Below are 15,541 nucleotides of genomic sequence, written 5' to 3'. Positions count from 1 at the left end.
TAGTTTAACATTCACGGAATGAATAAGACTCTACCTTATTTTTTATTAAAAAGGGTTGAATACGCTCACATTTTCTCTAAAAAGCTTAAGATAATAATTGTTTTGTGAATGCCCGCAGACACCTCTGGACTTACGCCCTAAATATTAGCAAGCGCTAAATTCTTATTTAGTGCATAAGCCCGATTACCTTTTTAATAAGGTATCCTAAGCTCTCCCTACCAATAACCGTATTTTTAATCCAACATAACATCCGCTCAAAACACACTTTTTAATATATTTTTAAGGGCTGCCATAATTATTTACTATTTTAAGAGATTATGATGAAAAATGATATATTAATTACCGGTGGACATATCATCGATCCCGCTCGTAATATTAATGAGATTAACAATTTACGCATCATTAACGATATTATCGTTGATGCCGATAAATATCCTGTAACTTCGGAGACCCGGATTATCCATGCCGACGGTATGATCGTCACTCCCGGTCTTATCGATTATCACGCGCATGTTTTTTATGACGCGACGGAAGGCGGCGTCAGGCCTGATATGTACATGCCGCCGAATGGCGTCACCACCGTCGTGGATGCAGGTTCTGCCGGTACGGCAAACTTTGATGCCTTCTACCGAACGGTGATTTGCGCCAGCAAAGTTCGAATCAAAGCGTTTCTGACCGTGTCGCCGCCGGGCCAAACCTGGTCACAAGAAAATTATGATCCTGACAATATTGATGAAAATAAGATCCACGCGCTGTTTCGCCAGTATCGCAACGTTCTTCAGGGATTAAAACTCAAGGTTCAGACTGAGGACATTGCTGAATATGGCTTAAAACCGCTGACTGAATCCCTTCGTATTGCCAACGATTTAAGGTGCCCCGTGGCAATACACTCGACTCATCCCGTCGTTCCCATGAAAGAACTTGTCTCCTTGCTACGCCGCGGCGATATTATCGCTCATGCGTTTCACGGCAAAGGTAGCACCATTCTTACTGATGAAGGCGCTGTCTTAGCCGAAGTCCGTCAGGCAAGGGAAAGAGGCGTTATATTTGATGCCGCCAATGGTCGCAGCCATTTTTCAATGAACACGGCACGCCGGGCCATCGCCAATGGCTTTCTTCCGGATATCATCAGTAGCGATCTCTCAACCATCACTAAACTCGCCTGGCCTGTTTACGCCTTACCATGGATTTTATCGAAATACTTAGCACTCGGCGTCGCGCTTACCGATGTCATTAACGCCTGTACCCATACCCCAGCAGTTTTATTGGGCATGGCAGCAGAAATTGGTACGCTGGCCCCTGGGGCATTTGCCGATATCGCCATCTTTAAATTAAAAAACAGGCATGTTGAATTTGCCGATATTCATGGTGAAACGCTCACGGGGACGCATGTGCTGGTACCACAAATGACCATAAAATCCGGTGAGATATTATTTCGTCAAATTGATTTTGGCGCGCGGCCAAACGGAGTTGAAAAATGACCTCAATGCAAAAATGGCTACGGATCGGCGCGACATTAATGTTCGGCCTTTTTGTTGCTTATCTTGACCGTTCTAATCTTTCCGTTACGTTACCTACGATTACACACGACCTGAATATTGATGGCGCAACGGCCAGCATTGTATTAACCATATTTCTTATTGGCTATGCCTTTTCAAATATTTTTGGCGGCGTATTTACCCAGCGATACGATCCGAAAAAAATAGTCATTCTGATGGTGCTAATCTGGTCGATTGCGACCGTTTTTGTCGGATTTACCTCGTCAGTGTACGTTATTTTGATTTGTCGGCTGGTGCTTGGCATTACCGAAGGCATTTATTGGCCGCAGCAGTCCCGCTTCGCCAGCGACTGGTTTTCAGACAAAGAACGGACGCAGGCGAACAGCATTATCCAGTATTATGGACAGTTCCTGGCATTAGGCCTGGGATTTATGATTTTGTCCCCGCTGGATGCTGCCTTCGGTTGGCGAAATGTTTTTATTATCACTGGTGTGATTGGCATTGTTGTTGTGGTTCCACTTTATATAACAATGCTGAAAAAACAGGAAGAAGCGCCTTATTATCGTGCGCCAGCGCCAACAGAGAAAACTAAACTTACCCTGGAATCGCTGGGCGGAACCCCCTTCCTACTCCTTATTTTTACCTACATCACTCAAGGGATGTTGTTCTGGGGAATTACGTTATGGATACCCATGGTTGTCAATTCTCTCGGCTATACCGGATTCAGTAAAGCATTGGTCAGTTCTCTGCCTTATCTGACTGCGGTTATACTGGCAATCCCTATCTCATGGATCAGTGATAAGACACAAAAGCGTGTACTTATTGCTTCACTGGGCCTACTAATCCCCGGCGTGATGTTATTTCTCCTGCCATTTGTCGATGCGCCGGGCTTTAAAATCACGCTCATTACCCTGGCGATGGGTTATTATGCCGCCAGCTTTACCCCCAACATCTGGTCGATTATCCAGTCGAACGTTAAACCCCATGCGATTGGCCCAGCCTCCGGTATTATTAATGGCATCGGCGCCGGCGGCGGCGGTACGCTGGCAGGCCTTATGGTCGGCTATTTTTACCGGACAACCGGCAGCTATATGCAGGGATTTATGGTTCTCGGATGCATTGTTATCCTGGGCGGCGCGTCATTATTGATCTACGGCAGAATAAGAGCTCACCATGCCCGGCGCTAGCGCCATCAGCCAGAATGTAAAAAACAACGCCACCCGAGGGTGGCGTGTTCAGTTCAGGGCTGGTTTCTGTCTAACCAGTCACCGCTTTCAATCAGAGTTAACCCATCAACAGGACGTTGATATACATACATCCATGCGCTGCCGTAAGGCGTCTGGATTAACTGGCGTGCGTATTCACCGCCCCTGGTGCGCAAAGCATCAAGTTCGGCCAGCGTGGCGTTATCAATTCGATAAACTTCACCGTATACCGCTCCGTTTCCCGGAACTGCGCCTGGATAGTGGCCCAGACTATACAACTGGTAGTTATCGATACGGTAATCGCCAAGCAATTGGGCATTGGTCATCCAGTGACTGTTGCCTTGTTTCTGTCGTAAACTGCCATAGACAAATATTCGCATTGCTAAAACTCAAACTGATAGAGCAAATCAAGTGCCTGATCTACGCCAGACACTGCTTCCAGATATAGCTTAGGCATCAGGCGATAACGTAACGTGAGCGTCGCCAGAGAGTCAAATATCCCTACACCATACTTCACCTGTAGACCCGGCAGTACATAGCCGCTGACCACAACCTGGGACGAATCGCCCACCCCTTGCGTGTCCAGCGCCAGATTACTTACACCGAATGTCTCTCCGATTTTACCCACAACCTGACCACTTTGCGCAACCCCCAGGCCAATAAGCATGGAGGTCATTGCTGCGCTATCACTCTGATTGCTGTCCAACCCCTGCCCACGCAGCAGATAAGAAAGCGCTTCAGCCTGCGGCATCGCCGGATCGGAGAAGATTTCCGCTTTGGGTTCATCAGCAGTGCCTGTGACACGCACGCCCGCAATGACATCGTCTTCGGTGGCGTCAGGGTTACGGATCGCTTCGATATTGAGCAGCGGCTGATCCGGCGGGCCGGAGAACAGCAGCTCTCCTTTACGGACAAGCAGGTCCTGGCCGTAGGCGCGGAATCGGCCGTCAGGAATATTGATTTGACCATTCAGCCCCAGCCCCTGCTTATCCTGCGCGACTTTCAAATCGCCGGTCAAACGCGCTTTAAGCCCGAAGGCGTCGATGCGCACGTTGTTGCCGACGTGGACCGTCAGATTACTGTTGATGGGAATAGACGCTGTCTGCGGCGTTTCTGGTTGCAGGTCATTGTTGAGCATAACCACATCGCTGGAGACGCCGACCGCGCTCTCCGGCAGGTCGTGCACCACAATTCGCGCCCACGGAACGTCCACACGCCCATCCAACGTGAACAGCGAAGGCGTCGCGTCAAAGACCACATCCGGCGAGACATCCAGGCGCACCATCGGCGGAACGGTAATCCGCACCCGACTGCCTTTCGCCGTCACCCGCGCGCGCCAGTTGTCAATCTGGCTCCAGTCGGCGTTACCGTTCAGGTTAATTTGCCCTTGTTGTGTTCGCACGATACCGGCGAGCGTCGAACGCGTACCGCTAAAGTTCATGGTGAGCTGGCTCGGCTGCATCTCAAACGGCATAAAGTTACCGTCAATATCCAGCGCGCTAAGCTGCAACTGACCAAACAACTGCGGGCTTTGCACATCGCCGCCCAGACGTAGCCTGGCGTTTAACATTCCCGCCGCTTTTTCGCCGCGCGAAAAGACAGGGTTGACCATCGCCAGATTGACATTGCGCATGTTGACGTTACCGCCGAGATTGCGCCGCCCCTGAGGATCGGTTACCTGCACCTGGCCATCGAATTGACCATTATTCGTCAGGCGAATCAGCCATCCCAGCTCGGCGCGATTATTGTGCAGATCGGCGCTGAGGTTCAGCGTCTCAAACGCGACAGGTAACGGCGCGTCATTGACGGTCTGCGTGACCTTCACATTACGACCGGAAAGCGTGACCTTCCCCTGCGGCAATCCCTCCTGGGTGGTGTCCCACGACACGTCCGCTTTCCCGCTAAAGATCCCGCTGGCCTGAGTGGTATCAGGCATAAATGGCTTCAGCATCGCCAGATCAAAGCGGTTGAGATTGACCACCGCCCGTCCTGCGGCGCCCGCATCAATGGTTTGCGGGATGCACAGCTCGGCGTTCGGGTTCAGCCAACAATGCGGCCCGATACTGATTTTCTGTTCTTTATTACGGTAGTCCAGCGCAATCGCGCGGGTCAACGACCATGGCCCCACTGGCGTCTGGAAACGGGTGTCGCTTAACGTCCCTTTCCAGCGCGCCGCCTCGCGATCAAAACTGCCTGTCAGGGAGAGTTGACCGGATACCGGTTCTCCCTGAACACGGAGCTGTAGCTGATGCTGCTTCTCGCTGCCTTTGGCGTCAAGCGTCACCAGATTGATGTTAACGTCGGGTTGCGAAATCCGCTCTACGCGAACGTTGAGATGGCCCGCTATCTGATCGGTGGATTTAATATCGCCCTCAATGCGCGCCTGGGCGACAGACAGATCCTGCCAGCGCAGACCGCGGGCGGTGATATCCGCCAACAGCTGCGGCGCTTCTACCGTACCGCGGACTTTAACGATTCCTTTTGCCATGCCGCCCAGTCCTGGCAGCGCATTATCCAGCCCCGGCGCATCGATGGCGGCGTCAAGATTCAGCTCCTTAACGCCAAGCTCGCCTTTTATATCGGCGCTGTTTGGGCCCAGCGCAAGGTGCAGCCCCGGGATCGTCCACTGCATGTAGCTGTTGCCCTTTAGCGTCCCGTTGACGTTAACGCTGTTCTGCTTCACATTGCCGGTCAGCTTGAGCTCCGGAACATCCATCTGCCAGGTGCCGCCGTAGAGGCTGCCTTTGGTTTTCATGACGCCGTTAAGCTTCGCGGGCCAATCCGGGATCTCTTTAGCGGTATTGATGCCATTCAGCGTCAGTTCGCCACGCCAGCTAATCGCCTGCTGCCAGTCCACCAGCGCTTTCAGTTCGGTTTTTCCCTCCAGAGCGGCGACGGTGAGTTTATCGAGATTAATCTGCCGCTCATTCCCTTTAGCATCCAGCGTAATGGTCGCCGGCGGAATATCTTGTCCTTTCACGGCGGTTCGCATCGACAACGTATAGTCGGTCATCTTACCGCTCAGTTTGAGCTTCAGATCGTCAGCCTGAAACTGGGTATCACCCGTCAATGGCCAGGCAATGCGTTGGCTGACGACTTCAAGATTGAGCGGTAAACCGGCCTCCGCCAGCCGCGTCTGGGCGCGAAGCGCGACATCCATCGGCCCGGAAAGGTTCACCCCGACCTCCAGTTGTTCGCGTAACGCGCCGCCGACCTTGAGTTTTATCTTTTCACCCTTTAGCGGATCGATATTCAGCGTACTGTTGAGCGTAATATCAACCGGCCAGTTATTGGCGAGCTGCGCCGTACCGGAGGCTTTCACCGTGCCCTGGTTGGCGTCGATATCCAGAGTATCCAGCTTCATATTACCGTCGATACTGCTGACTTTAAGCAGCATCGTGCGCACCGTCAGATCGGTATCGCCGGTGATGCGTAGCTGCTCGCCGCGAAATGACTCGATATTCAGATTGAGCGGCAGGTGAACATCGGTCATCTCCGGCATTACTGGTTTTGCAAACAGATCTTTTAGCGTTTCGCCAAGCGGCTTTTCATCCGGTTGAGGTTTCTCGATTTTGGGTTCAACCACCTCTTCCTGCGCCACGTCAGCGACCTTCGGCAGCGCGATCAGCAATCCCTGAAGCCGCGTCGGTTTCAGGGTCAGGTTTTTCTCCTGCCATGCCAGCCCGGAGGTAAAATCCAACACCGAAACGGTAGTGTCATCAATCTTGATATTGATGTTATTCAACGCCACGCGCGACAGCGTGATGGGCCAGGGGGTGGAGAGGTTCAGCGGTCCGCTTTCTTCCTCTTCTTGCGCCGGTTCGGAGGGTGGCATTTTTTTGCTGTCGATAGCGACATTAATGTCTTTTAGCGCCAGATCATTGACGCACAGGCTACTGCGCCACAGGCAATCAAGCCCGACGGCCAGATGAATTTCGCCCGCATTCACCGCAACGCCCGGCTGCTCATAGCGGATATTTTTTAACGATAAGTCCCGCCAGCCGCCGGTGACCTGCCCAATCTCCAGCCCCGGCACCCAGCGGTTCGCCGCACTGAATACCAGATGCAGCCCCGTCGTCGTCCCGACCAGAAACGCAACGCTCGCCAGTAACACCACAATGAAAATCAACACGCCGAGGCTTATTTTCTTCCATAAACTCATAATTCAGGCCCCAGACCGATATAAAACTGTAAACCGTGTTCGTCTTTGTCGCCGACCGGTACGGCAAAATCGAGTTTGATAGGCCCAACCGGCGACGCCCAGCGCACGCCGACCCCGGTCCCGGTTTTGAAATCGCTACGGCGAATATCACTCACCGCCTCGCCGCTATCGACAAACACTGCCCCCCACCATTTACCGGTGACGTTATACTGGTACTCCAGCGATCCGGTTGCCAGTTTTGAGGCGCCTTTAAGATTGCCGTCGCTATCTTTAGGCGAAATAGATTTGTATTTATAGCCGCGAATACTGCGGTCGCCCCCGGCGAAGAAACGTAAATCCGGCGGAACTTTGTCGAAATCACCGGTTTCTATCCAGCCCAAATTGGCGCGCATCACAAAACGGTGGCGATCGTACAAAGTCCGAATCCAGACGTTTTGCGCCTGCAGCACGGAGAAATCCACGTCGGAGCCCCAGGCCGTATTCGAATAGTCTACTGAATAGCGCTGCGAATCGCCCCAGGTTGGCATCAGTCCCCCTCGCGAGCGGGTTCGGCTGATCATCACGCCCGGGTAGAACAGCATGGTGGTATTGGTGACGTTCCCCTGGGTAAAGTGGTCGAAACTCCAGCGCAGGTTAATCGCCCGCTGCCAACCGCTGGAAAGGTCCCAGTAACGCGACACGGCAAGCGTGGTCGAGTCCTGCTCCGTATCATTCAAATCGGTACGTTTAAAACCGCCCTGTACCAGATAGTATTGCTCCAGCGGGTTTTTCAGCAGCGGCATTTTATAACTAAAATCCAGCACCTGTTCCGGCGCAGAAATACTGGTGCTGGTGGTCAGGCTATGACCGTAGGAGTTCATCCACGGTTTTTTCCACGACGCTTTCACGCGCGGCCCGACGTCGGTGGAGTACCCCACCCCGGTTTCAATCGTGTTTTCGGTTCGCGGCGATACCACGCCTTTTAACGGCAGAATTTTTGTTTTACGCGATTTCTCAAATTCCGGCGCCACCACGACAGAATTAAACCATCCGGTAGCGGAAAGTCGGCGGTTTAGTTCCGCCAAATCTTTCGATTCGTACTCATCACCCTCTTTAAACGGCAACAGATTTTGTAAATATTCATCACGAATCTGCGAACCTTCGAAGGTGACAGGTCCGAAGCGATAGCGCTCACCGCTATCATAATCAATATCCCAAAACGCCTGATGACGGCCCAGAGCAATTCCCAACTGACTTTTAACGAATTCGCTGTCGAAATAGCCTTTACGTAGCGACACGCTGGTTAACGACTTTTTAAAATTGTCATAGTCTCCCTGGTTCAGCACCGTGCCGATTGCCGGACGCGTTTTCAGTAAGGCCAGATAATCTTTGTCCGTACGCGCGCCGCCGCGTAAAATGACTTTTGTACCGCCAATCAACACCGGCTGGCCGGGCGTAACCCTGGCGATTAATACCTGCCGTCCTTTCGCAGGCGGTGGAAGCAAGTCGAATTTGATAGTGGGTTCGTAATAGCCTAACGCTTTAAGCCCTTCGCGAATCGCATCATCAACTCGGGCGCGAAAGCGCCGATCCGGCGTCACCTCATCGCTCTGAATCGTAGAGAGCTGTGCGCGAACGTTTTTTTCCAGCTCTCCGGATAGCCCTTCGACTTTCAGACGAACATTTGCGGCTACCGCAGAACTGCTCAGGCACAGTAAGCTAACCCAACATAACTGACGGATATGTGGCACATTTTCTCCTGAATATCCCCTATTCCCACCCCTGGAAAAAATCACACTACCGCTCCGCGGCTTAACATAAAATCAACAATTTCGATTGAAAAGCAGACGACTGCCCAAATATTTCTTATGGTTAAATCCAGATACATTAATGTTGTTATTGTGTGCAAAGATGCGTCTCGTTACAACCTTAACGCCAATTAACGCTTTCGGGAGAATAGCTCATGAGTTTATTTGATAAAAAACATCTGGTTACTCAAGCAGATGCGTTACCAGGACGCAACACCCCGATGCCGATCGCCACTCTGCATGCGGTAAATGAACACTCTATGACCAATGTCCCTGCCGGGATGGAGATCGCCTACTTCGCTATGGGCTGTTTCTGGGGCGTAGAACGTTTATTCTGGCAATTGCCCGGCGTATATAGCACCGCGGCAGGGTATGCAGGCGGTTACACGCCTAATCCAACCTACCGGGAAGTCTGCTCCGGGCAGACCGGTCATGCCGAAGCGGTACGGATAGTGTACGATCCTGCCGTTATCCGTTATGAGCAGCTTTTACAGACCTTCTGGGAAAATCACGATCCGACGCAGGGGATGCAACAGGGTAACGATCACGGTACGCAATACCGTTCTGCGATTTATCCCTTAACGCCGGAACAGAATGCCGCCGCTCACGCCAGTCGCGAGCGCTTTCAGGCGGCAATGGCCGCCGCCGGAGACCATCGCCCTATTACCACGGAAATCGCCCATGCGACGCCGTTTTACTACGCCGAAGATGAACACCAACAGTATCTGCACAAAAATCCATACGGTTACTGCGGGATTGGCGGGATCGGCGTTTGCCTGCCGCCTGACGCGTGACGACGCTGGCGTAGGGGGAACTTGTCGGAGTTGAAAATGAACCCTCTGGCGACTTTACAGTAGCTTACGCTATACTAGCCCTGAACTTATCGGCTCACTGCTACGAGCCGGTTTTCATTAAACGTTACCACACGGATTTATAAACTTCCCTTCCGAGGATCTGGCGTTTCGCCGGATAAGATATGTTAAACAGTATATTCATTATATTCTGCCTGATCGCTGTAAGTGCGTTCTTCTCCATCTCCGAGATCTCGCTTGCCGCATCACGTAAGATTAAACTTAAGTTATTAGCTGATGAAGGCAGTATCAACGCACAACGCGTATTGAAAATGCAGGAAAATCCCGGCATGTTTTTCACCGTTGTGCAAATTGGCCTGAACGCCGTCGCTATTCTTGGCGGTATCGTCGGCGATGCGGCATTTTCGCCCGCCTTTTCCGCCCTTTTCTCGCACTATATGTCGCCAGAACTCTCCGAGCAGCTGAGCTTTATTCTCTCTTTCTCGCTGGTGACGGGGCTGTTTATCCTGTTCGCGGATTTAACCCCGAAACGCATCGGTATGATTGCGCCAGAAGCTGTGGCTTTGCGTATCATCAACCCGATGCGCTTCTGCCTGTTCGTTTTTCGCCCGCTGGTGTGGCTGTTTAACGGCATGGCAAACAACATCTTCCGCCTGTTCAAAATTCCAATGGTGCGGAAAGACGACATTACTTCTGATGATATTTACGCAGTGGTGGAAGCCGGCGCGCTGGCGGGCGTCTTGCGCAAGCAAGAGCACGAACTGATTGAAAATGTGTTTGAACTTGAATCCCGCACCGTACCGTCTTCTATGACGTCGCGCGAAAGTATCATCTGGTTTGATCTACACGAAGACGAACAAAGCCTGAAGAAAAAGGTCGCCGAACATCCGCACTCAAAATTTTTGGTGTGTAATGAAGATATCGACCACATCATCGGCTATGTAGACTCCAAAGATCTGCTGAACCGCGTGCTGGCGAACCAAAGTATGGCGCTGAATAGCGGCGTGCAAATTCGCAATACTTTGATCGTGCCGGATACGCTGACCCTTTCTGAGGCGCTGGAAAGTTTCAAAACGGCGGGCGAAGATTTCGCGGTCATTATGAATGAATACGCGCTGGTCGTCGGTATCATTACGCTGAACGATGTGATGACCACGCTAATGGGTGACCTGGTCGGCCAGGGACTGGAAGAGCAAATTGTGGCGCGCGATGAAAATTCCTGGCTGGTTGACGGCGGCACGCCGATTGACGACGTCATGCGCGTGCTGGATATCGATGAGTTTCCGCAATCCGGCAACTATGAAACCATTGGCGGCTTTATGATGTTTATGCTGCGCAAGATCCCAAAACGTACTGATTCGGTGAAGTTTTCCGGCTACAAATTTGAAGTGGTGGATATCGACAACTACCGTATCGATCAGTTGCTGGTGACGCGTCTCGACAATAAAAGCAACGTACCGGCGCCGAAACTGCCCGATGCGCAAGGTAAAGAAGACAGCGCGGCCTGAAATCCGTTTGCCAGAAACATCAACGGCTCCTGATTCAGGAGCCGTTTTTTTTACTTTTTTAACCTACTGCATAGCACTTTTGGTTACGCCATCTCAGTTTGCAGACGCATAACCTGACGGTTAACTTCAGACATCACAGACAAGTGCTGCTTGTCTCTCACTTTTGGGATAAGAATCTTACCCTTATCGAACTCAAAAGCGCCAACATCCTTGATATATAACCGTCCACGGAACAGGATCTTCACGTACTTCGCCACCTGTAGCGGGTTGTAGCGTTGGAAAATTTTCATTGTTGTCTCCTGCAGAGTATTACGCCCTTGCGGTGCCACAATCGGCCCAACAGTTTTAAGGCGCAAATTTTAATGCCATATGACTATAGACCATATCTACGTCGTTTCCAGTGTGCATAAGTATATTTACCTTTTGATTACAGTTATTCAGAATTATCTAAACATCAGCTCATTTTTCTCAGTATATGCCTTCATTTTTCACAGGAAGTGTGCGCCCGCCCGCAAACTGGCATCCCCTTTGCGGGAAAAAGCATCAATCGCACATATGATTAACTATCGGCCCAAAGTGGTCGGATCACCTGCAAAAAAATAAAGAAGGAATGACCATGACCCTACGTAAAATTCTGGCGATGTCGTGTCTGCTACTCCCCATAATGGCTTGTGCGCATAAACTTGAAGTTAACCAACGGGTGCCGCCGGTAGGCATTGCCGACCGTGGCGAACTGACGTTGAATAAAGATGAGTTTAGTTATAAAAACTGGAATAGCGCGCAGCTGGCGGGAAAAGTGCGCGTCCTGCTGCACATTGCGGGTCGAACGTCAGCGAAGGAAAAAAACGCCACGCTGATTGAAGCGATTAAATCAGCCAAGCTCCCGCATGACAGATACCAGACGACCACAATTGTGAACACCGATGATGCGATCCCAGGCTCCGGTATGTTCGTGCGTAGCAGTATAGAAAGTAATAAAAAGCTCTACCCGTGGTCGCAATTTATTGTCGACAGCAATGGCGTGGCGCGTAACGCCTGGCAATTAAAAGAAGAGGGGTCCGCCGTCATCGTGCTTGACAAAGACGGTCGGGTTCAATGGGTGAAAGATGGCGCGTTAACCCAGCAAGAGGTACAGCAGGTGGTCGACCTGCTGCATAAGCTCCTCAGTAAATAGTCACCCGGAAGCCGGGGTTAAGGAACGATTCACGAGGGGTATAGTCCAGCGTTTTTCCCTGCCAGTCGTGAACGTGCGCCCCGGCTGCAACAGCAATGGCATGACCTGCGGCAGTGTCCCAGACGCTGGTCGGCCCAAATCTGGGGTAAAGCTGCGCCTGGCCTTCCGCCACAAGGCAGAATTTCAGCGAGGAACCAATAGAGGTGGTCTGATGTTCGCCAAGCTGTTGGAGATATTCGGTGAGTTCATCATCCGTATGCGAACGGCTAATCACCACCAGCGGCGGGCGGGCATCCCGGACCTGAATCTGCTTACGCACCCCGCACTCCTCTTTCCAGGCCTTACCTTCCGCCGCGTAGTACATCACTTTCAGCACCGGCGCATAGACCACGCCCAACACCGGTTTGCCCTGCTCAATCAGCGCGATATTGACCGTGAATTCGCCATTGCGCTTGATGAACTCTTTGGTGCCGTCGAGCGGATCGACCAGCCAGTAGCGCTGCCAGTGCTGGCGCACTTCCCAGGCAGGCGGATCTTCTTCTGAAAGCACCGGAATATCCGGCGTGAGCGTGCGTAACCCTTCGAGAATCACGGTATGTGCGGCGATATCCGCCGCAGTGACTGGAGAATCGTCCTGCTTGCGGGCGTACTCCATCGGTTTGGCTCCATCATAAACCTGCATAATGGCATCGCCCGCGTTCCGTGCAAGCTGGCATACTTGTTCTAACATTCTCCACCTCTTTATGACAGGGGCGTTAACTCGTTGTTTTACTTATACCCGATCGTTAAGGGTTCCGCCAACTGTGATACCGTCAGCGGTTTTGATAATAGCTTTCATGGCATGATTCACCCTTCTGTGAACACTCGCAAAAAATCGGCCGGATGGGGCGGTTTCGCCTTCTTCTGGCGACGGTCGGAACGATATCGGGTTTCACTGTTTATCATCGCTATTTTTCACTATCCGGCTTTTCTATTGCGTTCTTAAAAGGTGCCTCTGATGATTAAGTTTAGTGCAACGCTTCTGGCTACGCTGATCGCCGCCAGCGTGAATGCGGCCACCGTCGATCTCCGTATCATGGAAACTACTGATTTACATAGCAACATGATGGATTTCGATTATTACAAGGATACCGCAACCGAAAAATTCGGATTGGTACGTACCGCAAGTTTGATTCATGCCGCCCGAAATGAAGTCAAAAACAGCGTGCTGGTGGATAACGGCGACCTGATTCAGGGGAGCCCTCTGGGCGATTATATGGCGGCAAAAGGGCTCAAAGACGGTGACGTTCACCCGGTCTATAAAGCGCTCAACACTCTGGATTACGCGGTTGGAAACCTCGGCAACCATGAGTTTAATTATGGTCTGGACTATCTGCATAACGCGCTGGCTGGCGCGAAATTCCCTTATGTTAACGCCAATATTATCGACGTTAAAACCCAAAAGCCGCTCTTTACGCCTTATCTGATTAAAGAGACGAACGTTATTGATAAAGACGGCAACCCGCAAACCCTGAAAATTGGCTATATCGGCTTTGTCCCGCCGCAAATCATGATTTGGGATAAAGCGAACCTGAGCGGCAAAGTTACCGTCAATGACATTACGGAAACCACCCGGAAATATGTGCCCGAAATGCGCGAGAAAGGCGCAGATATCGTGGTAGTCATTGCTCATTCAGGCCTTTCTGCCGATCCGTACCACAGCATGGCGGAAAACTCGGTTTATTACCTCAGCGAAGTTCCCGGCGTCGACGCGATTATGTTTGGCCACGCTCATGCCGTCTTCCCCGGTAAAGATTTTGCCGACATCAAAGGCGCGGATATCGCCAAAGGTACGCTTAACGGCATTCCTGCGGTAATGCCTGGCATGTGGGGCGACCATCTGGGAGTGGTCGATCTGGTGCTCAATAACGACAGCGGTAAATGGCAGGTTACGCAGGCGAAAGCGGAAGCGCGGCCTATTTACGACGCCGCCGCTAAAACGTCGCTGGCAGCGGAAGACAGTAAGCTGGTCGATATTCTGAAAGCCGATCACGATGCCACCCGCGAGTTTGTCAGCAAGCCCATCGGTAAATCCGCCGATAACATGTACAGTTATCTTGCTCTGGTGCAGGACGATCCTACCGTACAGGTGGTGAATAACGCGCAAAAAGCGTATGTGGAACACTTTATTCAGGGCGATCCGGATCTGGCGAAACTGCCGGTGCTGTCCGCCGCCGCGCCGTTTAAAGTTGGCGGGCGTAAGAACGATCCTGCCAGTTTTGTCGAAGTGGAAAAAGGCCAGTTGACCTTCCGTAACGCCGCCGATCTTTATCTCTATCCGAATACGCTGGTGGTGGTGAAAGCCAGCGGCAAGGAGGTAAAAGAGTGGCTGGAATGTTCTGCCGGACAGTTTAATCAAATTGATATTCACAGCAACAAACCGCAATCGTTGATCAATTGGGATGACTTTCGCACCTATAATTTCGATGTCATTGACGGCGTGAATTATCAAATCGATGTGTCACAGCCCGCCCGCTATGATGGCGAATGCCAGATGGTGAATCCGCAGGCGGAACGTATTAAAAACCTGACCTTTAACGGTAAGCCTGTCGACCCGAACGCTACGTTCCTGGTCGCCACGAATAACTATCGCGCTTACGGCGGCAAGTTTGCCGGCACGGGCGACAGCCATATCGCCTTTGCGTCTCCGGATGAAAATCGCGCCGTGCTGGCGGCATGGATTGGCGCAGAGTCAAAACGCGCGGGCGAAATCCATCCGGCGGCGGATAATAACTGGCGTCTGGCGCCAATCCACAGCGATACGGCGCTGGATATCCGCTTTGAAACATCGCCAGGCGATAAAGCCGCTGCCTTCATTAAAGCGAAAGGGCAGTATCCGATGAAGAAGGTTGCCGTCGATGATATCGGTTTTGCCATTTATCAGGTGGATTTAAGCAAGTAACGTGTGTCCCGTATGGCGCTGCGTTTATTCGGCCTGACTGGCAGGCCGAATAAAGCGCTAGCCGCCATCTGATAAACGCTCCCGCTGCGCCAATACCTGCGGCAAATTCAGTTCTATCCAGTCCGCCAGCGCGGCGACTTTATCGCTCACCTGCTCGCCAAGCGGCGTCAGGCTGTACTCCACATGCGGCGGAACAACTGGATATGACACCCGGTTGAGAAATCCGTCCTGTTCAAGCGCCTGTAACGACTGCGCCAGCATCTTTTCACTCACGCCTCCCATCTTGCGGCGCAGGTCGCTAAAACGGTGTGTACCGTCGCGTAACGCGACCAGAATCAGTACGCCCCAGCGACTGGTGACATGTTTTAACACCTCACGGGACGGGCACTGTTCAGCAAAGAGATTGCCTTCACGCAACTGCCGGGAAAGAGTATGAGCGCGCATTGATACTTA

The 15,541-nt window shown here is 51.8% G+C and carries 12 protein-coding genes; 6 read left to right on the top strand and 6 right to left on the bottom strand.

Going from position 1 to position 15,541, the window contains the following annotated elements; translation table 11 throughout:
* The first annotated feature begins 317 nt into the window (after positions 1-317).
* Positions 318-1,481 carry a metallo-dependent hydrolase gene (locus tag ACH0WD_RS17970; protein ID WP_000977207.1) on the top strand — a complete coding sequence of 388 codons (1,164 nt, stop codon included), beginning with the start codon at positions 318-320 and terminating at the stop codon, positions 1,479-1,481.
* Positions 1,478-2,686, top strand: a complete 1,209-nt coding sequence (locus ACH0WD_RS17965) for an MFS transporter (protein WP_000203131.1) — start codon at positions 1,478-1,480, stop codon at positions 2,684-2,686. The genes ACH0WD_RS17970 and ACH0WD_RS17965 overlap by 4 nt, the downstream gene beginning before the upstream one ends.
* Before the next feature lie 53 nt (positions 2,687-2,739).
* Here the strand turns inward: ACH0WD_RS17965 and ACH0WD_RS17960 are convergent, their stop codons facing one another.
* Genes ACH0WD_RS17960 through tamA form a run of 3 tightly spaced genes read right to left on the bottom strand, consistent with a single transcriptional unit; the run spans position 2,740 to position 8,596 of the window.
* Positions 2,740-3,084, bottom strand: coding sequence for a gamma-glutamylcyclotransferase (locus ACH0WD_RS17960; RefSeq protein ID WP_001219167.1), 345 nt, complete (start codon positions 3,082-3,084; stop codon positions 2,740-2,742).
* Between the two features lie 2 nt (positions 3,085-3,086).
* Positions 3,087-6,866 (bottom strand): autotransporter assembly complex protein TamB, encoded by a 3,780-nt coding sequence (tamB, locus tag ACH0WD_RS17955; protein ID WP_000060820.1) that lies wholly within the window; start codon positions 6,864-6,866, stop codon positions 3,087-3,089.
* Positions 6,863-8,596, bottom strand: a complete 1,734-nt coding sequence (gene tamA / locus ACH0WD_RS17950; protein ID WP_001120241.1) for an autotransporter assembly complex protein TamA — start codon at positions 8,594-8,596, stop codon at positions 6,863-6,865. Before tamA ends, tamB begins: the two co-directional genes overlap by 4 nt.
* Before the next feature lie 212 nt (positions 8,597-8,808).
* Here tamA and msrA point away from each other — a divergent pair, with 212 nt between their 5' ends.
* Both msrA and ACH0WD_RS17940 read left to right on the top strand, forming a co-directional pair.
* Entirely contained in the window at positions 8,809-9,447 is a 639-nt protein-coding gene (gene msrA / locus ACH0WD_RS17945; RefSeq protein ID WP_000051466.1) for a peptide-methionine (S)-S-oxide reductase MsrA, read from the top strand.
* A gap of 182 nt (positions 9,448-9,629) precedes the next feature.
* Positions 9,630-10,973 carry a hemolysin family protein gene (locus tag ACH0WD_RS17940; protein ID WP_000934974.1) on the top strand — a complete coding sequence of 448 codons (1,344 nt, stop codon included), beginning with the start codon at positions 9,630-9,632 and terminating at the stop codon, positions 10,971-10,973.
* 83 nt (positions 10,974-11,056) lie between these two features.
* On the opposite strand, the gene ACH0WD_RS17935 is transcribed toward ACH0WD_RS17940, so the two are convergent.
* The gene (locus tag ACH0WD_RS17935; protein WP_000689229.1) at positions 11,057-11,263 is read right to left on the bottom strand and encodes a DUF1107 domain-containing protein; all 207 of its coding nucleotides are present in this window, start codon (positions 11,261-11,263) and stop codon (positions 11,057-11,059) included.
* A gap of 326 nt (positions 11,264-11,589) precedes the next feature.
* On the opposite strand from ACH0WD_RS17935, the gene ACH0WD_RS17930 reads away from it, so the two are divergent.
* Positions 11,590-12,147: a YtfJ family protein gene (locus ACH0WD_RS17930; RefSeq protein ID WP_000175298.1), complete on the top strand. Its 558-nt coding sequence runs from the start codon at positions 11,590-11,592 to the stop codon at positions 12,145-12,147.
* On the opposite strand, the gene cysQ is transcribed toward ACH0WD_RS17930, so the two are convergent.
* The gene (gene cysQ, locus ACH0WD_RS17925; RefSeq protein WP_000893398.1) at positions 12,137-12,877 is read right to left on the bottom strand and encodes a 3'(2'),5'-bisphosphate nucleotidase CysQ; all 741 of its coding nucleotides are present in this window, start codon (positions 12,875-12,877) and stop codon (positions 12,137-12,139) included. The genes ACH0WD_RS17930 and cysQ overlap by 11 nt on opposite strands.
* Before the next feature lie 267 nt (positions 12,878-13,144).
* Between cysQ and ACH0WD_RS17920 the strand changes: the two genes are divergently transcribed.
* Positions 13,145-15,088: a bifunctional 2',3'-cyclic-nucleotide 2'-phosphodiesterase/3'-nucleotidase gene (locus ACH0WD_RS17920; protein ID WP_000589380.1), complete on the top strand. Its 1,944-nt coding sequence runs from the start codon at positions 13,145-13,147 to the stop codon at positions 15,086-15,088.
* 57 nt (positions 15,089-15,145) lie between these two features.
* Here the strand turns inward: ACH0WD_RS17920 and ACH0WD_RS17915 are convergent, their stop codons facing one another.
* On the bottom strand, positions 15,146-15,532 hold the full coding sequence (locus ACH0WD_RS17915; RefSeq protein ID WP_001201297.1) for a helix-turn-helix domain-containing protein: 387 nt from the start codon (positions 15,530-15,532) through the stop codon (positions 15,146-15,148).
* Between the last annotated feature and the right edge of the window lie 9 nt (positions 15,533-15,541).

The sequence above is a fragment of the Salmonella sp. 2020_1395 genome, from assembly GCF_043848115.1.
GTDB lineage: Bacteria > Pseudomonadota > Gammaproteobacteria > Enterobacterales > Enterobacteriaceae > Salmonella > Salmonella enterica.
Note: the sequence above shows the minus strand (reverse complement) of the source record. Positions and strands in the feature narration are given on the sequence as shown.

What these genes read in the sequence shown, in the direction of transcription:
- ACH0WD_RS17940 (WP_000934974.1), top strand. Translation starts at nt 9,630, where the DNA reads ATGTTAAACAGTATATTCATTATATTCTGCCTGATCGCTGTAAGTGCG.
- msrA (WP_000051466.1), top strand. Translation starts at nt 8,809, where the DNA reads ATGAGTTTATTTGATAAAAAACATCTGGTTACTCAAGCAGATGCGTTA.
- ACH0WD_RS17930 (WP_000175298.1), top strand. Translation starts at nt 11,590, where the DNA reads ATGACCCTACGTAAAATTCTGGCGATGTCGTGTCTGCTACTCCCCATA.
- tamB (WP_000060820.1), bottom strand. Translation starts at nt 6,866, where the DNA reads ATGAGTTTATGGAAGAAAATAAGCCTCGGCGTGTTGATTTTCATTGTG.
- ACH0WD_RS17960 (WP_001219167.1), bottom strand. Translation starts at nt 3,084, where the DNA reads ATGCGAATATTTGTCTATGGCAGTTTACGACAGAAACAAGGCAACAGT.
- ACH0WD_RS17970 (WP_000977207.1), top strand. Translation starts at nt 318, where the DNA reads ATGATGAAAAATGATATATTAATTACCGGTGGACATATCATCGATCCC.
- ACH0WD_RS17965 (WP_000203131.1), top strand. Translation starts at nt 1,478, where the DNA reads ATGACCTCAATGCAAAAATGGCTACGGATCGGCGCGACATTAATGTTC.
- ACH0WD_RS17935 (WP_000689229.1), bottom strand. Translation starts at nt 11,263, where the DNA reads ATGAAAATTTTCCAACGCTACAACCCGCTACAGGTGGCGAAGTACGTG.
- ACH0WD_RS17915 (WP_001201297.1), bottom strand. Translation starts at nt 15,532, where the DNA reads ATGCGCGCTCATACTCTTTCCCGGCAGTTGCGTGAAGGCAATCTCTTT.
- ACH0WD_RS17920 (WP_000589380.1), top strand. Translation starts at nt 13,145, where the DNA reads ATGATTAAGTTTAGTGCAACGCTTCTGGCTACGCTGATCGCCGCCAGC.
- cysQ (WP_000893398.1), bottom strand. Translation starts at nt 12,877, where the DNA reads ATGTTAGAACAAGTATGCCAGCTTGCACGGAACGCGGGCGATGCCATT.